This window comes from Allobosea sp. P1_A7, assembly GCF_056406775.1.
The window spans coordinates 1-25,358 of the sequence record NZ_JBFTZN010000142.1 but is presented as its reverse complement, the minus strand read 5'-3'; the positions used below and the strand labels follow the sequence as shown (position 1 = coordinate 25,358).

Here is a 25,358-nt window from a genome sequence, read left to right as displayed (position 1 = left end):
GGCGCAGACGGCTGCCTCCGTGCGCGGGCGACACGATCACTTTCAGGGCAGCGTGCATCGGCCATTTCCCCAGCCCAACGAAGATGGTTGATAATCTTTCTCACTGACGGCTTGTCAAAGCGCCGGGCAATCGGGCATAGAGCCGGTAACGGAGACGTGGCCGAGAGGCTGAAGGCACTCGTTTGCTAAATGAGCATACCCCACAAGGGTATCGAGGGTTCGAATCCCTCCGTCTCCGCCACTCCTAACCTCTTGAAATCGCGTCGCTAGGCCAATTCCGTCGGCGCGACCGCTCACAGGTGTCGGGCGCGTTCGAGCGGGGACGCTCTATCCGGGGCCACAATCGATTCCGGTCGCGTTCGCGTCTTGCCCAAGAACATCGCCCCGACGGAGTGTCTTGTCGCTCGGTCGGATTGCAGCCCGCCGGATCGCAGTCCGCGACGGTCACCGTCGCACATCCCGGTCCGAACGCCCACCGCGTCAGACCCTATTCTGCAGGACTATGCGGCTTGGCCACCGCTTCGCCGCCCTGCGGCGTCACCGCCTCTGCAATCGGCTTCGGCCGCGTCGATGGGCGCAGGCGTTCCCGCATCGATTGGAAGAAGACGTAGAGCGGCGGGATCACGAAGATTCCGAGCAGAGAGGCGAAGATCATGCCGCCGAAGACCGGCGTGCCGACATTGCGCCGAGCGAGCTGCGAGGCGCCGGTGGCGATGACGAGCGGCAGCAGCCCGAGGATGAAGGCAAACGAGGTCATCATCACCGGGCGGAAGCGCAGCCGGGCGCCTTCCGCCGCGGCCTCGAGCAGCGGAACCCCGCTCTCGCGTTGCTCCTTGGCGAACTCGACGATCAGGATGCCGTTCTTCGCGGCAAGGCCGATCAGCACGATCATGCCGATCTGGGCATAGACATCGAGTGTCAGGTGCCCGAGCACCATGAAGGCGAAGGAGCCGAGAATGCCGATCGAGACCGAAAGCAGTACGGGCACCGGAATCGTCCAGCTCTCGTAGAGCGCGACGAGGAAGAGGAAGGCGAAAAGCACGGCGAAGGCGAGGATGATCGGTGTCTTGCCCTCGGCCCGCTTCTCCTGAAAGGCGGTATCGGTCCATTCCCCGGCATAGCCCGCGGGCAGCACGCGCGTCGCGACCTCCTGCATGGCGTTGAGCGCCTCTCCCGAGGAAACGCCGGGCGCCGGGCCGCCCTGGATCGTGACGGCCCGCAGGTTGTTGTAGCGGATCAGCGCGGGAGGACCGACGACGACGTGGATCTCCAGGAGGCTGCGCAGCGGCACCATCTTGCCGTCCGCGCTGCGGACATTGATCCGGTAGATATCGTCGATCGAGGCGCGGTCGACCGCCTCGGCCTGGAGCTGCACCTGCCAGGTCCGGCCGAACAGGTTCATGTCGTTGGCATAATAGCCGCCGAGGGAGGCCTGCAGTGCCTGGAACACGTCCTGGAGCTTGACGCCGAGAATCTGGACCTTGTTGCGGTCGATATCGAGATAGATCGACGGTGTCGTCGCCGAGAAGGTGCTGAACACTCGCGATAGTCGCGGGTCCTGGTTGGCGGCAATGGTCAGGCCGCGGACCACCTGTGCCAGGGTTTTGGGGTCGCCGCCGCGCAGATCCTCCAGCACATAGGTGAAGCCGCCGCCGGTTCCCAGGCCGATGATCGGCGGGGGCGCGAGCGGCACCACGGTGCCGCCCTGGACCTGCGCGAATTTCGGCGCCAGCCGGCGCATGATGGCGGGCACGCCGAGATCGGCGCCCTGTCGCTCGCTGAACGGCTTGAGGGTCACGACCATGAAGGCGGAGTTCGCCTGCGAGTAATTGTCGATGAAGTTGAGGCCGACGACGGAGGTGTAGTCGGCGACCGTAGCCTCGCCCTTGAGGATCTCCTCGGCTTGCTGGACCACGGCCGAGGTGCGCCCGACCGCAGCGCCGTCCGGCAACTGGACCACGACGAAGAAGGCGCCCTGGTCATCCTCGGGCAGGAAGCCGGTGGGGGTGAATTTCGAGAGGCCGCCAATGCCCACCGCCGCGATGGCGACGAGGACGAGGCCCATCACGGAGAAGCGGACGATGCGCGCGACCACCGCGCCATAGCCGTCGCGGACCCGGTCGATGCTGCGCATCACATGGCCCATCAGGCCGCGCCTTGGGCCGTGATGGCGCTTGAGCAGGACGCCGCACAGCGCCGGCGAGAGCGTGAGCGCGTTGATCGCCGACAGCACCATGGCGACGACGACCGTCACCGCGAACTGGCGAAACAGCTCGCCGGCAATGCCGGGAATGAAGGCGACGGGAACGAAGACGGAGAGCAGGACGAGCGTGATCGCGATGATCGGCGCGGTGATTTCCCGCATGGCGACCTTCGTGGCCTCGCCCGGCGTGAGCTCCGCCCGCTCCTCCATCACGCGTTCGACATTCTCGACCACGACGATCGCGTCATCGACGACGATGCCGATGGCGAGCACGACGGCCAGCAGCGAAACCGAGTTCGCGGAGTAGCCGATGGCGTTGAGGACGATGAACGCGCCGATCAGGCTGACGGGCACCGCGAGCGTCGGGATGAGCGTCGCGCGGAAACTGCCCAGGAACAGATAGACGACGATGACGACGAGCACGAAGGCCTCGACGAGCGTCTTCTTGACCTCGTCGATGGTGGCGGTGATGAAGGCCGTCGGATCGTAGGTCACCTTCCATTCCAGGTCTTCGGGAAAGCTCTTGGCGAGCTCCCTGACCTGGGCGCGGACGGCATCGAGCGTGGTGATCGCGTTGGCGCCGGGCGCCTGGTAGAGCGCGATCACGGCTGCCGGGCTGCCGCCGAGGCGGGTGTCGCGGTCGAGATTATTGGCCCCGAGCTCCAGTCGCGCGACGTCGCCGAGCCGCAGCACCGAACCATCCGGGTTCGTGCGCAGGATGATGTTGGAGAATTCCTCCGTGGTGGCCAGCCGTCCCTTGGTCTGGATGCTGAGCTGAAGCTGCTGATCGTCGGAGATCGGCCGTCCGCCGATCCGGCCGACGGCGGCCTGCACGTTCTGCGACTGGATGGCGGCGATGAGGTCGCCGGTCGTCAGGTTGAGCCCGGTCAGTTCGTCGAGCTTGATCCAGGCGCGCATCGCATAATCCTGCGCGCCCCACAGAGCCGCATCGCCGACGCCCTGCGTGCTCTTGATCCGGTCGAGCATGTTGATGGTGACATAATTCGACAGGAAGAGCGGATCATAGGTGCGCTTCGGCGAGTAGACGGCGAGCACGCCGAGAAGGGCCGAAGACTTCTTCTTGACCGTGACGCCCTGGCGCTGGACATCCTGCGGCAGCTTCGACAGGGCGATCTGAACGCGGTTGTTGACGTTGACCGCGTTGATATCGGGATCGGTGCCGAGCTCGAACGAGGCGAGCAGCGTGTAGCTGCCATCGTTGCCGCTGACGCTCTTCATGTACATCATCTTGTCGACGCCCACGACCTGGGCCTCGATCGGCTGCGCGACCGTCGCGTCGACGACCTGGGACGATGCGCCGGGATAGACCGTCGTCACCGAGACCTGCGGCGGCACGATGTCGGGGTATTGCGCGACCGGAATCGCCAGCAGCGAGAGCAGGCCGGCGATCGTGGTGACGATGGCGATGACGATGGCGAGGCGGGGCCGATCAACGAAGATCGCGGAGATCATGGGCTTCAGCTTCCCTTGATCGTCGCCGGCACCGGGCGTGCCCGGACGGGTGCCCCCGGCCTGACGGCCTGCAGACCCTCGACGATGATCTGCTCGCCGCCGGCCAGGCCTTCGGACACGACGGCATTGGGGCCGTCCTCGCCGCCGAGCTTCAGCCGCTTGACGACGGCCTTGCCGTCCACGACCGCAAAGACATAGACGCCGGCCTGGTCGGCGATCAGGGCTGCCTGCGGCACCACGATCATCTGCTGCGGATCGCCGACCTCCAGGGCGACGCGCACCAGCTGCCCGTCGGTCAGAGCGCCGGTCGGATTGGGCATCCTCGCCCGGACGAGCACGGTGTCGGTGCCACGATCGACCGAGTTGTTGACGAAATCGATCTGCCCGAGTTGGTCGTAGAGAGTGCCGTCGGAAAAGCGGAGCTGCACCTTGACCGCCTTGGGATCGACATGCTTGCCCGTTTCGGCGCTCTTGAGGAATTCGCGCTGGCTGACCGGGAAGGTCACATACATCGGATCCTGGCTGATGATCGTCGTCAGCACGCCGCTGTCGGGGCCGACCACATTGCCCTTCGTGACATTGGTCAGGCCGATCTTGCCGGAGATTGGCGCCGTGATGGAGGTATAGCCGAGATTGACATTCGCCGTGGCGAGATCGGCCTGGTTGGTCATGATCGCGCCGGCGGTCTGCTGCTTCTGGGCAACGGCCTGATCGCGCGCCACGACGGTGCCGGCGGCCTTGGCCAGCAGGTCCTGGGCACGTTCGAGCTGGATCGCGGCCAGAGCGTCGGCCGACTTGCTGATCTCGAGCGCGCCCTGCGCCTTCTCGACCGCTGCCTGGAAGAGGTCGCGCTCGACCCGGTAGAGCGGGGCGCTGGCCTTCACCATGTCGCCTTCCTTGAAGAGCACCTCCTCAAGATAGCCGGTGACCCGGGCCCTGATGTCGACCTTGTCGATTCCGGAGACGCGGCCGACGAAACCGAGAGACTTGGAAATCGGTTTGCGTTCTGCGTTGATGGTGCCGACCTGAACGGCGGCAGGCTCGCCTGTCTGTGCCAGGGCCGGCCCGGCAACGGCGCAGGCGACAACCGCCACATATGCAATTCGCCACATCGACGCCTCCCTGCCAGCCGTGGTGAAGACTTCCCGGGCCGCTCTATGGCGCAGCGGGTCTAGGTTTCGCCGATTTCGTCAGTGACCGTGTGATGCCGATCGAGCGTGACATCCCCGATCTTGATCGCTGCCCCGGCGGGGCCAGGCGTGATCGGCGTCGCGCAGACCGGGATGAGAGCGCGCCTGTAGCCCTTTGGCTTCGGCCCGATGACCTGACAGCTGGCCGAAGGGCGACATCGCCCATCGAAGAACTCTCGCAGACGCCGTCATCCAGTGACCTCATCGCAAAGGTGATGCTCGATAGGTCCTGACAGTCGTTCCAAACGCTTCTGCCTAGAACTTTGATACTGTAACACCCGCAGTGCGATACAGTAAGTCGGCGCGGTCGGCCTTTGGTTCGTCACCACACCGAGACCGTTATGTGCCGCTAGGGCAGACCGATGATGGCTCGTCGAAGGCAGGCAACCTCTCAGGCGTTGCTTCGGCTCCGGGTCCGGTGACGATCCGGCATCGGACGGAAGCGGCGGGCAGGCTCGCCAGCCAAGCGCGGCGCCAACCGTGATCGGCGCCGTCTTCGACTCGCCTTTGGGCCATCGATCTAGCGCTTTCTTAAGAGCTCTTCAGGCAGCGTCTGCAGTTCACCGGAGAGCAAGCACCTTCTGGGTAGCCTGTCACGACAGTTGATTCGGCCTCCTCGCCAGAGAGCGGCGGCCGATCGAACCGACGCTGCTCCTCGATGCGTGTCTGGACGATGGAACGAACCTGATGAAGAGCCTGACGATACGCCGCCGCATTCTCGTGAGTTTCGCTGCGGTCCTGGCGGTGATGTCGGCGATGGCCGCCATCTCCTATCTCTGGTTCGTTCAGACCGAGCGCGAAGCGGCGAGGGTCGAAACCAACACGGTGCCGGCCCTCTATTTCAGCACCCAGCTGATGACGACATGGACGGAGGCCAGCAGCCTCCTGCGCGAATTCGTGCTCGAGGACGTGGCCGCGGACAAGGCCAGGATTGCCGATGCCGTGCTCGCCAATCGTGACAGGTTGCGCGGCTTGCTGAAGTCCTATGAAGGCACGCTCGACACCGAGCAGGATCGCCAGAACTATGCCCTGGTCAAACAGCTTTTCGACCAGGTCTTTCCGGCCGAAGACGCGATCGTGGCCGCAGGCAAGCTGGCTGCGGCCGGCGGTCAGGCTCTCGACCAGCGCGGCGCAGTCCGAAGCGAGTTCGAGCCGGTTGCCGCCAAGCTGCGGACAAGCCTGCAGGCGATGGTCGAGTACAACAAGTCGGAGGCCGATGAATCGACCCAGCGCATCGTCTCGATCGTGCGTACGGCGGAGTTGGGCCTGGCCGTCAGTTTCCTGGTCGCGCTCGCGCTCGCGGCGCTGTGCGGCTACCTGCTGTTTCGCGCCATCACCGTGCCGCTCGGAAAGCTGCTCGGCATCGTCGATCTCATGCGCCGCGGAGATTTCAGCGCGCGGCTCGAGCTCCAGCGTCGCGATGAGTTCAGCACGCTGGCCGACGGCGTCAACGCCATGGCCGACGATCTCGCCGGCCTGATCGGCCAGGTTCAGAAATCCAGCATCCAGGTCAACACCTCGATCACCGAAGTCGCCGCGACCTCCAAGGAGCAGCAGGCGACGGCCAGCGAGATCGCCGCGACGACGACGGAAATCGGCGCGACCGCCAAGGAAATCTCCGCGACCTCGAACGAGCTCGTGCGCACCATGGACGAGGTCTCTGTGGTCGCCGAGCAGACTGCGGTGCTTGCCGGAGGCGGGCAGGCCGGGTTGTCGCGCATGGAAACGACGATGCGCCACGTCATGGAGGCGGCCGGCGCGATCAATGCCAAGCTCGCGATCCTCAGCGAGAAGGCGGGCAACATCAATCAGGTCGTCACCACCATCACCAAGGTCGCCGACCAGACCAACCTGCTTTCGCTGAATGCCGCGATCGAGGCGGAAAAGGCCGGTCAGTACGGCCGGGGGTTTGCTGTCGTGGCGACGGAGATCCGCCGCCTCGCCGACCAGACAGCGGTGTCGACCTACGACATCGAGCAAATGGTCAAGGACATCCAGTCGGCCGTCGCAGCCGGCGTGATGGGCATGGACAAGTTCTCCGAGGAGGTGCGCCGCGGCATGCAGGAGGTGCAGCAGGTCGGCGGGCAGCTGTCGGAGATCATCGAACAGGTGCAGGGGCTGGTGCCGCGCTTCGAGGTGGCAAACGAGGGCATGCAGGCGCAGGCAACCGGTGCCGGCCAGATCAGCGAGGCCCTGTCGCAGCTGAGCGAAGCCGCCCAGCAGACGGTCGAGTCGCTGCAGCAATCCACGCTCGCGATCGACGAGCTGAACCAGGTCTCGAGCGGGCTGCGCAGCAGCATCTCGCGTTTCAAACTTCGCGCGTAGAGCATCGGCCGAAAAGTGGATATCGGTTTTCGTAAAAGCGGATGCAAAGACAAAGTGCGACAGCATCAGACTGGATTTGATATCCGGTCTGATGCTGTCGCAGGAGCAGGCGAGCCGAGCCCCGTCCGATGCTGTTTCTGATGTTCCGCCTGGGTCAGGACCGCTATCTGCTCGATGCCGGGCAGGTCGAAATGGTCTTGCCCCTGCTCACCGTGAAAGCCCTGCCGGCTGCGCCGGTCGGCGTCGTCGGAGCCATCAACTACCGGGGCGCACCAGTGCCCTTGATCGATCTCAGCCTGCTCGCGCTCGGGCGCGCTGCTACGCCCCTGCTGAGCACGCGGATCATCCTCGTGCGCTATCCGGTCGGTGCAGGCGAGCACGCCTTGCTTGGTCTCGTCGCCGAGCGGGCGATCGAGACCGTCGAGCGCGATCCGGCGGATTTCGTGGCTACGGGTGTCGAGGCTGGAATGCCTCCCTATCTCGGCCCGGTCGCTTCCGACGACAGGGGGCTGATCCAGAGGATCCGGGCGGAAGCCCTGCTATCCCCGGCGATCCGTGAGATCTTGTTCCAGCAGCCCGCGACGCATTCCTGATGGACAGGGCCATGGGCACAGGGGCGTTCGAACAGCTTCTCAGGGAGATGATCGGGCTCAGCAGCGAGACGGTCGGCGCCTCGGTAATTCGTCATGCGCTCAAGCGACGGATGACCGCTTGCGAGATGCCGGACCTCCACACCTATTGGAGTTATCTCAGCGAGAACCGCACCGAGCGTCAGGAGCTGATCGATGCGGTCGTCGTGCCGGAGACCTGGTTCTTCCGGGATCGCGAGGCCTTCGCGGCGATGACGCGCCAGGCTCGCGAAAGCCGGGGTTCGGGCACGCCGCTCAGACTTCTGAGCCTGCCATGCTCGACGGGCGAGGAGCCCTATTCCATGGCGATGGCGTTGTTCGACGCGGGCTTCGAGGCAAGGGAATTCAGCATCGACGCCGTCGATGTGAGCACGCGCAATCTCGTCTATGCCGAACGTGCCGTCTACGGGCGCAACTCCTTCCGTGGCGAGGAACTCGGCTATCGCGACCGGCATTTCGATGCGGTCGAAGGCGGCTTCCGCCCGCATGAGCGCGTCCGCCGGCAGGTTTGCTTCACGCTCGGCAACCTTTTCGGGCCGGTCCCGCAGCCGAGGCCTGAACCTTACGACGTCATCTTCTGCCGCAACCTGCTGATCTATTTCGATCGCGAGACGCAGGGGCTGGCACTGGACCGGCTCAGGCAGATGCTCGCGGACAAGGGCCTGTTGCTGGTGGGGCCGGCCGAATCCGGATTGCCGACCTTGCATGGCTTCGCTTCGGTGCGCTTCCCCAGGGCCTTCGCCTTCATCAAGGCAAGCGCTGTGCAGCAAGAGCCGGCAGCGGCTCCCGTACGGAGGTCGCGTCCGACGCSACTGCCCGCACAAGCGCCACGGCGTATCGCGCCGCCTCCGCGCGTGCGCCCTTTCGCGCAGAAGACCGCGCCAGGAGAGGCAGCTTCGCCGGCGCCCGACCCGGCAGCCAAGAGCCTTGCCACCATCGAGCACGCCGCCAATGCCGGCCGCCTCGGTGAGGTCAAGCGCGCCGCTGCGAGCCATCTCGAGGAATTCGGGCCGTCACCGGAGGTCTTCTACCTGCTTGGCCTCGCCCATGATGCGGATGACGCGCCGTCGGACGCGATCCAGAATTACCGGAAGGCACTCTATCTTGCACCCGACCATCGTCAGGCGCTCGTCCAGCTCAAGCTCCTGCTGCAGCGGCAAGGCGACAAGGCCGGAGCCAAGGCGCTGACCGACCGGCTCGACCGGATTGCGAAGAGGAGTGACGTCTGATGTCCGTCACGGCTGGCATGCAAGCGACGGAGCAGGGACAGGGCATCAATGAGTGCTGGCGCCAGATCGGTGTCAGCGGGGACAGGTCCTGTCCGGAATTGCGGGAGCATCTGCATTGTCGGAACTGCCCGACCCATGCGGAGATCGCACGCAGTCTGCTCGATCGCCCCTTGCCTGCTGGCTATTCCGAGGAATGGGCACAGCATTTCGCGAGAGCTGCAGAGCGCCCCGAGGCCGAGGGTGGGGCTCGCAGCGTCGTTCTCTTTCGTCTGGGAGAGGAATGGCTCGGTCTCCCGACGACGACCTGTCACGAGATCGCGGAACCGCGCCGCATCCATTCGCTGCCCCATCGCCGGACCGGCGCAGTGCTGGGCATCGTCAATGTCCGGGGCGAACTGCTCATCTGCATGTCGTTGCCGGAGCTCCTCGGCATCAATACGGGCGGGCAGAGTTCAGGCGGTGGCAAGATCGCCGTGTTTCGCCGTCTGATCGTGATTGGCAGGGATGAGAGGCGCGTCGCCTTCGAGGTCGACGAGGTGCACGGCATGCATTCCTATGGGGAGCGCGACCTGATCGCGGTACCGGCAACGATCGGCAAATCGGCCTCGACCGTCATCCAGGCCATGCTGTCCTGGCAGGGGCGCACGGTCGGCTGCCTCGATGAGGCACCGCTGCTCGCCATGATCGACCGGAGTATCGCATGAGCGGCGAGGATTTCAGCCAGCTCTCGATGCTGGACCTGTTTCGCGCCGAACTCGACTCGCAGTCGCAGGCGCTGACAGCAGGCCTGCTGGCGCTTGAGCGCGATCCTGTCGCGGCCGTTCATCTCGAAGCCTGCATGCGCGCCGCCCATTCGCTCAAGGGCGCGGCCCGGATCATCGATCTGACGCCTGCGGTGCAGGTGGCGCATGAGATGGAGGAGTGCTTCGTTGCTGCCCAGCGCGGGCAGGTCAGGCTCAATCACGCCCATATCGATGCGCTTCTGAAGGGCGTCGATCTGCTGGCCGCGATCGCCACTGAGCCGGGACCTGGCGAAGAGGAGATCCAGCGCAGAATCGCAGGCTTCGCGCAGGCGCTTCAGCAGCCTGGCTCCTCGGCTTCGGGGCCGGACGTGAATGACGAGCTCCCTGCGGCGGCTCCGGAGAGAGATCATTCCAGCGAAGCTCCGCCCGCTCGAGCCCAGGAGCCGGCTGCCGGATCCGCGCCGGCGCTATCCCAGACGCCGGGAAGCCCGGGGTCGGACCGCATGGTCCGCGTCACGGCAGAAAGCCTGAACCGGCTGCTCGGGCTCGCGGGCGAGTCCCTGATGTCGGCCCGGCGGCTGAGACCGTTCAACGATGGGCTCTTGCGCCTCAGGCGCGTCCAGACCGATCTTGCCAAGAGCTTTGACGCGCTGCGCGCCGCGATGCCGGCGGTGACGACGGATGTCAGGGCCCTGCAGGCGCTCGCCGAGGCGCAACTCAAGCTCGGGGAAAGCCAGGCCATCCTGGCGCAGCGCCTCGACGAGCTCGATGCCGTCGACCGGCGCGCCACCGATCTCGCCAATCGGCTCTATGACGAGACGCTCGCCAGCCGGATGCGCCCCTTCGACGATGGCGTCCGGCATTTTTCGCGGACCGTCCGCGATATCGGGCGAACCCTGGGCAAGAAGGTCCGCCTCGAGATCGTCGGCGGCTCGACGAGCATCGACCGCGACATCCTCGAGGAACTCGATGCCCCGCTCGGGCACCTCCTGCGCAACGCCGTCGATCACGGGCTCGAACCTCCCGAGGAGCGGCGGGCCGCGGGCAAGGCGGAAGAAGGCCTGATCAAGCTCGAGGCCCGGCACAATGCCGGGCTTTTGCAGATCATCGTTGTCGACGATGGCCGCGGGATCGATCTCGACGCGCTGCGCCTTGCGACCAGCAGGCGGGGGCTGACGACGGCCGAGACGGCGCAGAGCCTGAGCGAGGCCGAACTCCTGGAGTTCCTGTTCCTGCCTGGCTTCTCGATGAAGGGCAGCGCCCTATGCGTTTCCGCTGGCCGGGATCACTCGGACGCTGATGCTGCCGCGGGAGCGGATCGAGATCCTCGAGGGCAGGCCGCATTTCCGCTTCGAGGAGCGGCAGGTCGGACTGGTCACGGCGCATGAGGTCCTGGGGCGTGACGAACCGCAATCGGGTTCTGTCGATCTCGCTGTCGTCGTGGTCGGCGAGGGGGGCGGGGCCTATGGGCTGGTCGTCGACCGCTTCCTTGGCGAGCGCGATCTCGTCGTCCGTCCGCTCGATCCACGGCTCGCCAAGGTCAAGGACATCAGCGCTGCGGCCCTGATGGAGGATGGTTCACCCGTCCTGATCCTCGACGTCGATGATCTGATCCGCTCGATGGAGAAGCTTGCCTCGACCGGCAGGCTCAAGACCCTGGAGCGCGTCGTTGCCAGCGTGGGCCAGAAGCGGCGCAAGCGCGTCCTGGTCGTCGACGATTCACTCACCGTGCGCGAACTGGAGCGCAAACTGCTCGATCATCACGGATACGAGGTCGAGGTCGCGGTCGACGGCATCGATGGCTGGAACGCCGTCCGATCCGATCCGTTCGACCTGGTGGTCACCGATATCGACATGCCCCGCATGGACGGCATCGAGCTCGTGACACTGATCAAGAAGGATAGCGGGCTTCGGAACCTGCCGGTCATGATCGTGTCCTACAAGGACCGGGAAGAAGACCGCCGCCGCGGGCTCGATGCCGGTGCGGACTATTATTTGACCAAGGGCAGTTTCCACGACGAGACTTTGATCCATGCCGTCGCCGACCTGATCGGTGAAGCATGGGGCTGAGCGGCAGCACGGGGAGAGGTTCATGAGGATCGGCCTCGTCAATGATCTGCCGATGGCGGTCGAGCTGCTTCGGCGCATCGTCGTTTCGACAACCGAGCATGCAGTCGCCTGGATCGCGGTGAACGGGCGCGAAGCGGTGGACGCGTGCCGACGCGACAGGCCGGATCTGATCCTGATGGATCTGAACATGCCCGAGATGGATGGCGTCGCGGCCACCCAGCGGATCATGGCAGAGACGCCCTGTCCCATTCTGCTGGTGACCGCGAGCGTCGATGCCAATGTCTCGGGCGTCTATGACGCGATGGGCCATGGCGCGCTGGACGCGGTCGACATTCCCTCCGTGGGGGCCGACGGCAATGGCCAGGCTCAATCGGCGGCGCTGCTTGCCAGGATCGCGATGATCGGCCGGCTCTCGCGTGATGTCGCGCCCGTCGTCCGGACGGCGGCGCCGGCCCGCACCGCTGCACCGTCGGCGCAGCAGTTGATCGCGATCGGTGCGTCGGCGGGGGGCCCCGCTGCCGTGGCCACACTCCTGGCCGGACTGCCGCGCGGCTTTCGCGCTGCTCTCATTCTCGTCCAGCATCTCGATGCCCAATTCGTGCCGGGCTTCGCCAGCTGGCTGGGCCAGCACACCGCTCTTTCCGTGCGCCCCGCCATCGAAGGCGACAGGCCCGAACCGGGGACCGTGCTGATCGCGGCAAGTGGCGATCACCTGGTCTTCAAATCGGGCCATGACCTCGGCTATAGGTCCGAACCGCGCGACTACGTCTACCGGCCATCGGTCGATGTGTTCTTCGAGAGTGTTGCGCAATGGTGGCAGGGAGATCTGGTGGGCGTGTTGCTGACCGGCATGGGCAGGGACGGCGCCCGCGGGTTGAAGCTCCTGCGCGACAGGAAATACTTGACCCTGGCACAGGACAGGGCGACGAGCGCCGTTTACGGAATGCCCAAGGCGGCCGCTGCGATCGATGCAGCTTCCGAAATTCTACCACTTGCCGCGATTGCGCCACGCCTTGTCGAGGCGTGCCGTCAGTCGTTCTGAAGAGGTTGTCTTGATGACAGGCGAACCGACCCTCACCATGTCTTCCGTGCCCCCGCCGGCGGACAGTTACATGTCCATGATCCTGCTCGTCGATGACCAGGTCATGGTCTGCGAAGCCGTGCGGCGGGCGCTGGCCAACCAGCCCGATCTCGATTTCCACTACTGCACCGACCCCTTGGCGGCGATCAAGGTGGCCGAACAGGTGAAGCCGACCGTGATCCTGCAGGATCTCGTGATGCCGGGCGTCGATGGGCTGGACTTGGTGCGACAGTATCGCAAGCACCCCTCGATCCACAACGTTCCCGTCATCGTTCTCTCGACCAAGGAAGATCCCGCGACCAAGAGCGAGGCCTTCCAGGCGGGCGCGAACGACTATCTCGTCAAGCTCCCCGACAAGCTCGAGCTGATCGCGCGGGTGCGCTACCACACCCGCGCCTATCTCGATCATGTCCAGCGCGACGAGGCCTATCGGGCGCTGCGCGAAAGCCAGCGCGAGCTGATGCGGGTCAATCTCGAGCTCGAGCGCCTGACGCGGATCGACGGGCTGACCGGACTGGGTAACCGCCGCTATTTCGACGAGTATCTTGYGGCGGAGTGGAGACGTTGCCTGCGCACGCAGCATCCGCTGTCTGTCCTGATGATCGATGTCGATCACTTCAAGCGCTACAATGACGCCTATGGCCATCTCGCCGGCGATGAGGTGCTGAAGCAGGTCGCCAGCGTGATCCAGGGCGGCTGCACTCGCTCGACCGATCTGGCGGCGCGCTTCGGCGGCGAGGAGTTCGTCGTCATTCTGACGGATGTGCCGCAGGAAGGCGCGAGATACGTGGCGGAACGGCTGGTTCAGGGCGTACGGGATCTGAACATCGCGCACGGCACGGGCCGGGTCACGATCAGTGTGGGCATGGCAACGACGATGCCTCACGAAGGCGGAGAGCCGGCGAAACTGGTCAATGCCGCCGATCTCGCGCTCTTCCGCGCCAAGAACGAGGGGCGCGATCGTTCGGTCTCGTCGGAAATCTCCGCGGTGCCGTAGCGTCGTCGCCCCGGCACTTTCCGGGGCCGACACTGTCGGACTGACGCGCGCTGCTCACCCGGTATTGCGCAGCCCGGCAGCGATGCCGTTGATCGAGATCAGGATGCCGCGGCGGGCCTTCTCGTCGATCTGGCCCGAGCGCCAGCGGCGCAGGAGCTCGACCTGGAGATGGTTGAGCGGGGCGATATAGGGGAAGCGGTGGATGATGGAGAGCGCCAGGGCCGGGTTATCGGCCAGGCGCTGGGTTTCGCCGGTAATGGTCGTGATCGCCTGAACCGTCCGGGTCCATTCTGCCTCGATCTCGGTGAAGATGCGCTGGGCAAGCTCGCGATCCGGGACGAGATCGCAGTAGCGCCGGGCGATGCCGAGATCGGCCTTGGCCAGGACCATGTCCATGTTGGACAGAAGCGTGCGAAAGAACGGCCATTGCGAGCTCATGCGCTGCAGCAGCGCGCTGCGCTCACCCGGCGCGGCGGCGATGAAGCCCTCGACCGCGGAGCCGAAACCGAACCAGCCGGGCAGGGCCAGGCGGCTCTGGCCCCATGAGAAGCCCCAGGGGATCGCGCGCAAATCCTCGATCGAGCGCGTCGCCTTTCGCGAAGCCGGGCGCGAGCCGATATTCAGCTCCGCGATCTCGGTGATCGGCGTGGCCGAATAGAAATAATCGGTGAAGCCTGGGGTTCCATAGACCAGCGCCCGATAGGCCGCCATGCTGCGCTCGGAGAGTTCGGCTGCTGCGTCAAGAAATTCGGGCGYCGCCTCGTTGCGCGGCTGCAGCAGAGTGGCCTCCAGCGTCGCTGCCAGCAGGGTTTCCAGATTGCGCCGTCCGATCTCCGGGTTGGCATATTTGGCGTTGATCACCTCGCCCTGCTCGGTCAGGCGGATCTGCCCCTTCACGGTACCGGGAGGCTGGGCGAGGATCGCCTGATAGCTAGGCCCGCCGCCACGCCCGACGGTGCCACCGCGGCCATGGAACAGCCGCAGCGTCAGGCCCGGCTTGGTCTCGAAGAAGCCGACCAGCGCCGTCGAAGCGCGATAGAGCTCCCAGTTGGATGTGAAGTAGCCGCCGTCCTTGTTGCTGTCGGAATAGCCGAGCATGATGTCCTGCTCCCCGCCGGAATTGCGGATCAGCGCCTCGATGCCGGGCTGATCGTAGAAGCTCCGCATGATCGGCTCGGCTGCGCGCAGATCGCCGATGGTTTCGAACAGCGGCACCACGATCAGCTCGACGCCGGCCGGCGTCGCCTCGCCGGGAGCCAGCGTGCCCGCCATCAGGCCGCATTCCTTCTGCAGCAGCACCACCTCCAGTAGGTCGCTGACCGTTTCGGTATGGCTGATGATGTAGTGGCGGATGGCATCAGGGCCGAAATCCGCGCGGATCTGCTTTGCCGCCTCGAAGATCGCGAGTTCACCCTCCGTCTGCGGGGTATAGGCGGCGTTGCGCACGCGAAGCGGGCGCGGATCGGCCAGCAGGGAAAGCAGCAATGCACGCTTGGCGTCCTCGGCAAGCGTGCCGTAGCGCGGCTCGATGCGGGCCGTGGCCAGCAGTTCGGCGATAACCCCCTCGTGTTTGTCCGAGCTCTGCCGCAGATCGATGCTGGCCAGATGGAAACCGAAGACCTCCGCTGCACGGAGCAGGGGCGAGAGCCGCGCTCCCAGGAGCAGGCTGCCATGGTGGGACTGCAGGCTGTCGGCAACGATGCGCAGCTCCGCCACGAAATCCGCGGGCGCCGAATAGGGCGCGCTCGGTGCCACCGCATGACGGAGCGCCTCGGTGCCGGTGAGCTTGCGCAAGGTCGCCGCCAGCCGGGCGTAGATGCCGATCAGGGCGCGGCGATAGGGCTCGTCGCCGCGATGGGGATTGTCGTCGCCGGAGCGATCGGCAAGGTCCCGCAGCGCCTGCGTACTGCCGACCAGCGCGTCGGAAACCGGGAGTTCGGCGCCGAGCTCATGCACCTCGGTCAGATAATGACGCAACGCCGTCTCGGCTTGGAGACGAACCGCTGACAGCAGGGTTTCGGCGGTGACATTGGGATTGCCGTCGCGATCGCCCCCGATCCAGCTTCCCATCCGGAAAAAGCTCGGCATGCGGGCGCCGAGCAACTCCTCCAGCTCAGCATAGAGGCGCGGGATCTCATGCAGGAACGTGGCGCGATAATAGCTCAGCACGTTTTCGATCTCGTCGCGCACGGCAAGCTTGGAATAGCGCAGCAGTCGCGTCTGCCAGAGCTGGGCGATGCTGGCCCGCAGCGCGGTCTCGTTGCGGACGCGGGCCCGCGCGCCACGCAGGCTCGGCCGGGCGGCGAGCAGCTCGGCAATCGTGCGCTCGGCGTCGAGAATGCTCTTGCGTTGAACCTCTGTCGGATGCGCGGTGAGCACGGGCGACACCAGGCTGCGCGAGAGGGCGCGTTCGATGGCCGGCGCCTTGACGCCGGCCTGCGCGAACAGGTCGAAGCTGTGCGCCAGGCCACCCTCGGGATGGGCGTCAACCGCCTCCAGATCGGCCTGCCGGCGGAGCTGGTGGCAATCCTCGGCGAGATTGGCGAGATGCGAAAAATAGGTGAAGGCGCGAATGACCGAAACGGTCTCGGTCGGACTCAATCGTGCCAGGAGCGTATCGAGATTCCGGCCGGCCTCGACATCTGCCTTGCGCTGAAAGGCGACCGAGAGGCGCCTGATCGCCTCGATCAGCTCGAAGGTCTGTTCGCCTTCCTGCTGCCGGACGGTGTCGCCGAGGATTTGTCCGAGCAGGCGGATATCCTCGAAAAGGGGCGGGGCGTCGGTGGGGCCGGTGCTTTGATCCGGCCGTTGGTCGATGGCGGTAACAGGCAAGGGCGCCTCGCGGGAAAGGGCCGACATGCGGCGTTCCCGGACATGGCAGCATGACTCAGGCTGCCTTGCCAAGCTTCATTGTGCAGTGCACCCGGGCCCATCGCGCGCAAGGGCGGTGATCGCGCGGCCGCGTTGCGCCCGTCGCGGATTCTCTGGGCCCTCTGCCTGAACCTTAGGCAGTCGAGCCTGTGGCGCACGCGGGCGTCGCACAGACCGATGCGGTCATGGGATGGTGTCGCGGCTTACGAATACTCTGCAAATTGCAGCAATACCGTAGGGGTGGGCCGAAATTGGCTTGTATGTAACCTATTGATCGGTTCGAGTGTTAAATGCATGCGTATATTTACGTATAAAATTGAACATATGTATGTTTATATGTAATTTATAGGTAACTTGTGGTGGTAGATATCAAGGCAAAAATTCTGCCCCCGAGCTTTGTCATTGAGCGGTGGTCCGGGGTGATTTATTTTAATCGATAGGCGCATCTCGGCGATTTGATGTGATGCGACGCAACAAGGCATCAAACACTAGGGACTTTGGTTGCATACTTGGTCAGACCTTTTCCGCTTACTGAACCGCGTCTGGCCGAACTAAAGGTTAGCGTCGAGGCGCGCCTTGGTTCAGTCCGGAAAAGGGGAAGAGGTATGTATCTCTCGCGCGAGACCACTGGCATCCGGTTGAAGGAAGCTGAGAGGGCTCTGGAAAACCGGCAGGAGATCGTCAAGGCCCTTTCCGTAGGGCAGATCACCAAACGTGACCTGTTGCGGTGGGGATACTTTRCCGCCGGCGGGTTGTTGGTCGCGAAAAATGGGCTCAGCCCCTTCGCCAAGAGCGCATATGCCCAGGTGCCGACCGGTGCCCCGCGCAGCCCGAACTTCGGCGCTGTCAAATTCCATGACCCGATGCCGCGGCCAGACGTCCAGAAGCCGGTTCCGCTTCAGCGCCTGTCGAATGGCGATGCGGCCTGGCAGTTTGCTGGGGGAGGCCAGGAACTGCCGGCGAAGAACTTTTCCTACCATACCGATTTCAGCAACTCCGGCGGTGCGGCCTATCGCAACCCGGTCACCTGGGTTGGACCGATGGAAGGGCGCCCGCCCGGCGAGTTCTTCGCGCATCAGCGCTGGGAAGAACTCTATCCGAAAAAGGGCTACCTATTGTCCCTCGGGCAGATTGGCACGGGCAGCCGCTATTGCGGGGAAATGCCCGAGCAGGACGCGACTGCGATGTGGACCTTCGGTCCGCGCCAGCCCGGACAGGCGGGGAGCAAGGACGGCCTGCGCACGGGCCTCGGCCGTCCGATCCTGATCAAGGCACGTTATGGCGAACCGGTTCTGAGCCGGATCTACAATGATCTCCCGGTCGACCGGACCAAGAACGGCGGCTTCGGACGGAACGAGATCTCGATCCATTTCCACAACGCCCATAACGGCGCCGAAAGCGATGGTGCCTGCAACGCCTATCATTTCCCCGGAACCTTCTATGATTATCACTGGGGCATGGCGATGGCCCGGCGCGACATGCCGAGCCTGTGGCCGACGGGCGATCGCGACTATTCGCGCAAATGCTCGGGGCCCGACGATGACGAAGGCTATGTCCCGGTCGCCGGCGACTACCGGGAGATCCAGGGCAGCCTCTGGTTCCACGATCACCGCTTCTTCTTCACCGCCGAGAATGTGCACAAGGGCATCTTCGCGCTCTGCAACATCTATAGCGGGCCCGACAGGGGACGCGAGGATCTCAATGACGGCATCAACCTGCGGCTGCCGAGCGGCTCGCAGCTGAAATGGGGTAATCTCGATTTCGACGTGAATCTCGCGATCTCGAATCCCGCCTTCGATGCCAGGGGCCAGTGCCGCTTCGATATCTTCGATACCGATGGTTTCCTCGGCGACATGCTCTGCGTCAACGGCGCCTATTATCCCTATTTCGAGGTGCTGCCGCGACGCTACCGCTTCCGCATCCTGAACGCCGCCATGGCCCGCTTCGTCAAGCTTGCGCTTGCGGTCAACAAGAGCAGGCGCTTTTCGCAGGGCACGAAGGTGCCCTTCTATTTCATCGCCAATGACGGCAACCTGGTAGTCAATCCGATTCTGCTGACCGAGACCGACGAGATGGGCGTGGCAGAGCGCTACGATATCGTCGTCGATTTCTCCGCCTTTGCGCCGGGCGACAGCGTCTACATCATGAACCTGTTGGAACAGACCGACGGGCGAAAGCCCAAGGGCGCCGTCTCGATCGAGAAGGCGTTCAAGGGACGGGACGACGATCCGTGCGTCGGCCCCATCCTTGAGTTCAGGGTCGTGAGCCAGGTCCAGAGCGTCGACAATCCCGGCAAGGTCTACAATGCCAGCAACCCGCTCGATGCCGATCGCAGTGCCAATTTCGCCGATCCCGACTGGAAATCAGGGGTCAAGACGCTGACCACTCAGATCCCGATCGTTGCCCCGGTGCGTGAGCGGGTGATCGAGTTCGGCAGGTCGGGAGAGGGGGATTCACGCGCTACGGCGGACGGGCAGTGCATACCCGAATGCGGAGACATCAAGTCCTTCCCCTGGACGATCAAGATCAACGGCGAGAAGGCGCATTCGCTCAACGCCAACCGCATCTCCCTGCTGATGCCCAAGCCGGGCGAGGTGGAGCATTGGACCCTGATCAACGGCGGGGGTGGCTGGGACCATCCCATCCACCTCCACTTCGAGGAGGGCGTCACCATGGACCGGGGTAGCGCACCCATTCCGGCGACGGAACGGCTCGTCCGCAAGGATGTCTGGCGCTTGCGGCCGTCCGGGAGGGTAAGGTTCCAGGTGCGGTTCGGGGAATTCGGTGGCGCCTATGTCAGCCATTGCCACAACACCACCCACGAGGATTTCGCGATGCTGCTGCGCTACCAGCTGCAGACACCGCCCCCCGGCGACCCCGACTACAAGGGGCAACCACAGTACCAGGTGACGATGACGCCGATCCCGACACCGAACGGTGTCGTCTGGAAACAACCCGAAGTTCTGCCCGAGGGCGACCCGAACAAACTCAGGGTCGCAACGCGCAGCTGACGCTGTGGTGCAGCTCTCGACGCCGGGCAGGCTCAGCTCTGCCCGGCGTCATGCGTGAGGGGCAGGCGGCATTGGCCTGATCCGGAATGGCCGATTCGCGACCGCGGGGCCGGGCTCGCAGCCTTGCCAGGCGTGATGGCTCATAGCTCCCGGTTCACGCTCGCTCCATGCTGATCAGCGCCAACCTCCTGGAGCTGAGGCTCGGGAGCGCAAATCCCGTAAAACGTCGCCGTCCGCGCCGACCCTCGTGCAGGCGCGCGCTACGACCGCGGTGTGACGTGGCGGTGCGTGCCCGTATCCTGCCCACGAACGAGGCTGTGGGTGGCCATCGCCTCGCCCCGCAAGCCCTTCATCCCCGTCTCCATTCGCCGCCGGCCCGCCTTTCTGCTGTTGCAGGAGGGGGCATGGAAACCCTTGAAAGGTAGACGGCGACGGCAAGTGGCGGCGCCGCGAAATGGCACGGGGAGGAATCGGTCCGGCGGCCCGGTCTCGCCTTGGCAGCAGCCGCTAGGGACCTTGGTCGGTAGTGTAGGGAATTAGGTCTGGAAGAACGACCAGACCAAACTCCGTCGCGCGCCCCAGACGCTGGTCGGGAAATAACGTCCGACATAGTCCTCTAACGACCAGTAGTGCCGGCAGGCATTATGCTGGCTCTGCGATAGGCCCATGACGGGCTGAAGCGCTGTCCGATCAAGTTCTGGCCAACGATGCAACCGGCGTCGCGCTGCTTCGGCGCGAGCGGCGGAGCATTGTCCCAGGCAAGGCCAACACGGGGTCCTGGAAACCCCAGGAGGGCATCATGGTACAGTATATTCGCTCCGATCTTGAATTCATCCTCGAGCAGATCAGGATTGCGGAGCGGAATGCTCTGGGGGAGAGCCTCACTGACATCCTGCCCAGCGCCCAGGTGCCGTTCGGTCTGCGGACCGTCGATGGTACATTCAACAACCTGGCCCATCCGGAATTCGGGGCCGCGGACCTGGCGTTTGCGCGCCTGACTGACCCGTCCTTCCAGGCGGCCGAGGCCGGCACCAATTATGGTGTTCCAGGCGGGGTCGTGGACTCCGAGCCGCGCACGATCAGCAACCTGATCGTCGACCAGACCAACAACAATCCGGCGGCCGTCGCGGCTGCTGCGCAGAACCCCGGATCAGGCACCGTCACCAGCCCCGGGCTGGACGGGATTTTCGGCACCGCGGATGACAAGCCAGTCAACTTCATCCCGAACATCACCCCGGATGTCGGCCTCTCCGCTCCGTTCAACGCCTGGATGACGTTCTTCGGCCAGTTCTTCGACCACGGCCTCGACCTGGTCACCAAATCCACGAGCCAGACCGAAGTCGTCTTCATTCCGCTGAACGCGGACGACCCATTGTTCACCCCGGGCGGGCTGAACTTCATGGTCCTGAGCCGCGCTGCAGGTGGCCAGGCTGCGACGAACACGACTTCGCCTTTCGTCGACCAGAGCCAGACCTAYGCCTCGAACCCCTCGCACCAGGTGTTCCTGCGTGCCTATGAGTTGAATGCCAGTGGCGATCCGGTGGCGACCGGCGAGCTGATCACCAACCGCAATCTCGGTGCCGACGGCAAATTCGGCACCGCCGATGATGTCGAGATCGGTGGGATGGCGACCTGGGCCGTGGTCAAGGCCCAGGCGCGCGACGTTCTCGGCATCAATCTCACCGATGCCGATGTCGGCAATGTGCCGGTGCTGGCCGTCGACGCCTATGGCAATTTCATCAAGGGCCCCGGCGGGATGCCGCTGGTCATGATGACCGACGGCAGCTTCACCGTGGGCAATCTGGCAGCGCCGATCAGCCTGGCGGGCGCTGCCCGCACCGGCCATGCCTTCCTGAACGACATCGCGCATGCGGCTGATCCGACCGGCGGCAAGGTGGCGGATGGCGACAGCGGCATCGGCGTAGCGACGTTCACTGATAACTTCGAGTCGGTCGACCTGAGCGATGGCGCGCCTGGCGTCAATATTCACCCCCTTGGCAACTTCACGCAGGGCAATCCCCCAGGCTGGCAGGTTTCGGGTTTCGGTGGGGTCTATGATCCCATCCCATCCATTTCTCCAGATGCCGGGCACGGCGGCGGCAAGGTCGTGTTCCTGGACAACGGGGCGGTGTTGAGCCGTGATACCGGGATCGACCTGCAAGCTGGCCGGGCCTATTCCCTGACGTTCAATGTTGGTGATCGTACCGACCAGGGGTTCGGCGGTGGCACCGTGCGACTCATCGCCGTGGACGATCTGGGGAATACGACAGTGCTATCGACGGCGTCCCTCCCGACGCCTTTGGACGGCGCATGGGCGCCGATGACCTTGAGCTCCGGCGCCGTCCCAGGCGGTGCCAACGGACAGCACCTGCGCATTGAAGTCGTCCACACCGGGAGCGGCCAAGTCCTCGTCGATGACGTCAGGCTGACCTCAAACATTCCGCAATACGACAACGAGCTCCTCGACGCGCATTACATCGCCGGTGACGGCCGCGTGAACGAGAATATCGGCCTCACCGCCGTCCACGCCGTGTTCCATTCCGAGCATAACCGCCTCGTCCAGGAGACCAAGGACGTGGCGCTGGCGTCCGGCGATCTCGCCTTCCTCAACCAGTGGCTCGATACGGAGGCCACAACTTTCCCGCTGACGCAAACCCAGATCGATGCCCTCGACTGGAACGGGGAACGCCTGTTCCAGTCCGCCAAGTTTGGCACCGAGATGCAGTACCAGCATCTGGTGTTCGAGGAGTTCGCCCGCACGGTCCAGCCGCAGGTCGACGAATTCCTGGCGCCCAACGGCTACGACACCACGATCAACCCAGCCATCCTCGCGGAGTTCGCACACACGGTCTATCGCTTCGGTCACTCGATGCTGACCGAGACGGTCGATCGCTTCGACCCGAACTTCAACACCGTCGGGGGCGACCCGCAGCTCGGCCTGATTGCAGCCTTCCTCAATCCGCTCGCCTATGCCGCAAGCGGCCTGACGCCCGAGCAGGCGACGGGTGCGATCGTGCGCGGCGTGACGCGCCAGGTCGGCAACGAAATCGACGAGTTCGTCACCGAGGCGCTGCGCAACAACCTGCTCGGCCTGCCGCTCGACCTGCCGGCGCTGAACATCGCGCGCGGCCGTGACACAGGCATTCCGTCGCTAAACAATGCGCGGTCCGAATTCTTCGCGATGACCGGCGACAGCCAGCTCAAGCCCTATATCAGCTGGGCCGACTTTGCCGGGCATCTCAAGCACGCGGAGTCGCTGATCAACTTCATCGCGGCCTATGGCACGCATGGGTCGATCACCAGCGCGCTGACGCTGGTCGACAAGCGCGCGGCTGCGACCTTGCTGGTGCTGGATGGCGTTGGCGCGCCCCCGGATCGCCTCGACTTCCTGAACGCGACCGGSRYCTATGCCGGCGGCTCACTCGGCGGCCTCAACGAYGTCGATTTCTGGATCGGYGGYCTTGCGGAAGAGAAGATGCCGTTTGGCGGCATGCTCGGCTCGAGCTTCAATTTCGTCTTCGAGACCCAGCTTGAATCGCTGCAGAACGGCGATCGCTTCTACTATCTGTCGCGCACCGCCGGCATGAATTTCGGCACCGAGCTCGAGAACAACTCCTTCGCCAAGCTGGTGATGCTGAACAGCGACGCGACGCATCTGCCGAACGCGATCTTCACCACGCCGACCTTCACGCTCGAAGTCGACCCGACCAAGCAGCACACAGGGCTGAACGAGGCTGGGGCGGATGGCATTCTGCTCGACGATCCCAATACGCAGGCCGACGAAAGCGCCGACAACGTGGGAGCCGATGGCATCGCGGGCAATTCCGATCCGACCGGCGGCATCGAGATCAACGGTGTCGAGATCGTCAAGCTCGTCATCCGCGACAATCCGGCGACGGCCGGAGCGGACACGAATTACCTCCGCTACACCGGCGAGGATCACGTTGTCCTCGGCGGCACCGTGGGCAATGACGTCATCATCTCCGGCGATGGCGACGACACGCTCTATGGCGATGCCGGCAATGACTACCTGGAGGGCGGCTACGGCAACGACACCATCCTGGGCGGCTTGGGCAATGACATCATCCAGGACCTGGGTGGCGATGACCGGCTCGAGGGCGGCGACGGCAACGACGTCATCCACGCCGGCAACATGATGGTCGGCGGCGYCGGGAACCTGATCCTGGGCGGCGCCGGCAAGGACTACATCGTCACGATGGAGGACATCTCGACCACCTTCGGTGGYCGTGGTGACGACTTCATCTACAGCTCCAAGWCCAGCCTGCCGCCGACCGGAAACGAGGGCGATGACTGGATCGAGAAGGGCACGCAGGACGGCGCGCCTGGCGATAATTTCGCGCCCCTCCTGGCCGATGACGTCATCGGCAACGACATCTTCATCGGCGGTGGCGGCTTCGACGAGTTCATCGGCGAGGGCGGCGACGACATCTTCGTCGGCAGCGATGCCCAGGACAAGATGGACGGCATGTCCGGCTTCGACTGGGTCACCTACAAGAACGACAATCAGGGCGTCACGGTCGACCTGACGCTGGCCGCACTGGCCCAGCCCCACGGCGAGACGCCTGCCTCAAACACCGGCATCGTCCAGCCTGTGGCCGCCTCCCCGGCATCGATCCTCGACCGCTTCGCCGAAGTGGAGGGCCTGTCCGGCTCGCGCTTCGCCGACATCCTGCGCGGTGACAATATTGATGCGGTCACGATCCTCAATCATGGCGGCGCCACGGGCGGCGCGCTGACCAATGTCGGCCTGATCACTGGGCTGGCGGACCTGCTGGGGCAGGCCGGGCTCTCGACCACCGGCTTTGCCACCGGCAACATCATGCTCGGCGGCGCCGGCAGCGACCTGCTCGAGGGGCGTGGCGGCGACGATTTTATCGATGGCGACCACTGGCTGAACGTGCGCATCAGCGTGCGGGCCAATGCCGATGGAAGCGGCCCCCAGATCGCGACTTTCGACAGCATGGTCGCGCCGCAGCTGCTGCAAAACATGCTGAACGGGGTCTGGAATCCCGGTCAGCTGGTGGCTGTGCGTGAGATCCTCGACGATCCCAATAACGGCTTCGATACGGCGATCTTCTCCGGCAACCGCGCGGAGTATGAGGTCGATACGGTCGGCGGCATCACCACGGTTACGCATCGCCTGCTCGACGCAGCCGGTGTCATCATTCCGGGCTCAATCGGCGACGACGGCGTCGACACGCTCACGAATGTCGAGCGGCTGCAATTTTCCGATGTATCCGTGACGCTCGTCGCGCCCAGCGTGAACGCCGATCCGGACGGAAAACTGGTCATTTTCGACGCCGGCCCTCCGGCTACGCCTGACGACACGCCGACCTCAGGGCAGTTGCTGCGGGTCTCGATCGCGGGCGTAACCGATGCCGACACGGGGCCTGGCGCCTTCAACGGCATTATTCCCGGCTCGATCTCCTATGTCTGGCAGGTCCAGGTGGCCCCTGGCGTCTTTGAGGACATCATCCTGCTTCCGCTCGGGGATCTCGCCTTCCAGAGTGCCGAC

Annotated in this window: 13 protein-coding genes and 1 tRNA gene; 11 read left to right on the top strand and 3 right to left on the bottom strand. The window is 64.7% G+C overall.

Annotated elements, in window-relative coordinates; translation table 11 throughout:
• Positions 1-150: 150 nt before the first annotated feature.
• A tRNA-Ser gene (locus AC1D34_RS22595) sits at positions 151-241 on the top strand.
• 246 nt (positions 242-487) lie between these two features.
• On the opposite strand, the gene AC1D34_RS22590 is transcribed toward AC1D34_RS22595, so the two are convergent.
• Positions 488-3,676, bottom strand: coding sequence for an efflux RND transporter permease subunit (locus AC1D34_RS22590; RefSeq protein ID WP_476825391.1), 3,189 nt, complete (start codon positions 3,674-3,676; stop codon positions 488-490).
• A 5-nt stretch (positions 3,677-3,681) separates the two neighbouring features.
• Positions 3,682-4,788 (bottom strand): efflux RND transporter periplasmic adaptor subunit, encoded by a 1,107-nt coding sequence (locus AC1D34_RS22585; protein WP_476825390.1) that lies wholly within the window; start codon positions 4,786-4,788, stop codon positions 3,682-3,684.
• A 765-nt stretch (positions 4,789-5,553) separates the two neighbouring features.
• Here AC1D34_RS22585 and AC1D34_RS22580 point away from each other — a divergent pair.
• The 8 genes from AC1D34_RS22580 (at position 5,554) to AC1D34_RS22545 (ending at position 13,940) form a co-directional block, all read left to right on the top strand.
• On the top strand, positions 5,554-7,191 hold the full coding sequence (locus AC1D34_RS22580) for a methyl-accepting chemotaxis protein (protein ID WP_476825389.1): 1,638 nt from the start codon (positions 5,554-5,556) through the stop codon (positions 7,189-7,191).
• A 128-nt stretch (positions 7,192-7,319) separates the two neighbouring features.
• Positions 7,320-7,784, top strand: a complete 465-nt coding sequence (locus AC1D34_RS22575) for a chemotaxis protein CheW (protein ID WP_476825388.1) — start codon at positions 7,320-7,322, stop codon at positions 7,782-7,784.
• Between the two features lie 11 nt (positions 7,785-7,795).
• Complete coding sequence (locus tag AC1D34_RS22570) at positions 7,796-9,049, top strand: CheR family methyltransferase (protein ID WP_476825387.1); 1,254 nt, start codon at positions 7,796-7,798, stop codon at positions 9,047-9,049.
• The gene (locus tag AC1D34_RS22565) at positions 9,049-9,753 is read left to right on the top strand and encodes a chemotaxis protein CheW (RefSeq protein WP_441507881.1); all 705 of its coding nucleotides are present in this window, start codon (positions 9,049-9,051) and stop codon (positions 9,751-9,753) included. Before AC1D34_RS22570 ends, AC1D34_RS22565 begins: the two co-directional genes overlap by 1 nt.
• Complete coding sequence (locus tag AC1D34_RS22560; RefSeq protein ID WP_476825386.1) at positions 9,750-11,180, top strand: chemotaxis protein CheA; 1,431 nt, start codon at positions 9,750-9,752, stop codon at positions 11,178-11,180. Before AC1D34_RS22565 ends, AC1D34_RS22560 begins: the two co-directional genes overlap by 4 nt.
• A complete protein-coding gene (locus AC1D34_RS22555) occupies positions 11,092-11,862 on the top strand; it encodes a response regulator (protein ID WP_476825385.1) in 771 nt (256 codons plus the stop codon). Before AC1D34_RS22560 ends, AC1D34_RS22555 begins: the two co-directional genes overlap by 89 nt.
• A gap of 22 nt (positions 11,863-11,884) precedes the next feature.
• Positions 11,885-12,904, top strand: coding sequence for a chemotaxis-specific protein-glutamate methyltransferase CheB (gene cheB, locus AC1D34_RS22550; protein WP_476825384.1), 1,020 nt, complete (start codon positions 11,885-11,887; stop codon positions 12,902-12,904).
• A gap of 70 nt (positions 12,905-12,974) precedes the next feature.
• Positions 12,975-13,940, top strand: a complete 966-nt coding sequence (locus AC1D34_RS22545) for a diguanylate cyclase (RefSeq protein ID WP_476825383.1) — start codon at positions 12,975-12,977, stop codon at positions 13,938-13,940.
• A 54-nt stretch (positions 13,941-13,994) separates the two neighbouring features.
• On the opposite strand, the gene ppc is transcribed toward AC1D34_RS22545, so the two are convergent.
• Complete coding sequence (ppc, locus tag AC1D34_RS22540) at positions 13,995-16,799, bottom strand: phosphoenolpyruvate carboxylase (RefSeq protein ID WP_476825382.1); 2,805 nt, start codon at positions 16,797-16,799, stop codon at positions 13,995-13,997.
• 617 nt (positions 16,800-17,416) lie between these two features.
• Between ppc and AC1D34_RS22535 the strand changes: the two genes are divergently transcribed.
• The gene (locus AC1D34_RS22535) at positions 17,417-19,822 is read left to right on the top strand and encodes a multicopper oxidase domain-containing protein (protein ID WP_476825381.1); all 2,406 of its coding nucleotides are present in this window, start codon (positions 17,417-17,419) and stop codon (positions 19,820-19,822) included.
• A gap of 799 nt (positions 19,823-20,621) precedes the next feature.
• A partial coding sequence (locus AC1D34_RS22530; protein ID WP_476825380.1) for a peroxidase family protein occupies positions 20,622-25,358 on the top strand: 4,737 nt, incomplete at its 3' end.